The sequence below is a fragment of the Vibrio sp. 704 genome (assembly GCF_033339295.1).
Genome location: NZ_JAWOUH010000994.1, coordinates 1 through 522 on the forward strand (window position 1 = coordinate 1; position 522 = coordinate 522).

Genomic DNA, 522 nt, shown 5'->3' on the forward strand with positions numbered 1-522 from the left:
TCAATCTCACTAACCCAACGCACATTACCAACCTTGTGTTTGGTATTTTGCGTAACGCAGGCGCGCTCACTCCCGGTATTGAACCAAATCTCGTCGTCTGTTGGGGCGGCCATTCAATCAATGGCGTTGAATACCAATACACGCGCGAAGTGGGTAACGAGCTTGGCTTACGTGAACTTAATATCTGTACGGGTTGTGGACCTGGTGCGATGGAAGGCCCGATGAAAGGAGCGGCAATCGGTCACGCTAAACAGCGTTACACCGAGCAACGCTACCTTGGCTTGACGGAGCCTTCAATCATTGCCGCTGAGCCGCCAAACCCAATCGTCAACGAGCTGATCATCATGCCGGACATCGAAAAACGTTTAGAAGCGTTTGTTCGTATGGCGCATGGTATTGTGATCTTCCCGGGTGGTCCGGGTACTGCTGAAGAGTTGCTGTACATTCTTGGTATCATGATGCATCCAGACAATGCTGATCAGCCGATGCCGATTGTGTTAACCGGACCAAAAGAGAGCGAAG

1 protein-coding gene is annotated in these 522 nt (G+C 51.1%); it reads left to right on the forward strand.

The window, feature by feature from the left end; genetic code table 11:
- A partial coding sequence (locus tag R7R24_RS30300; protein WP_318120662.1) for an LOG family protein occupies nucleotides 1-522 on the forward strand: 522 nt, incomplete at both ends.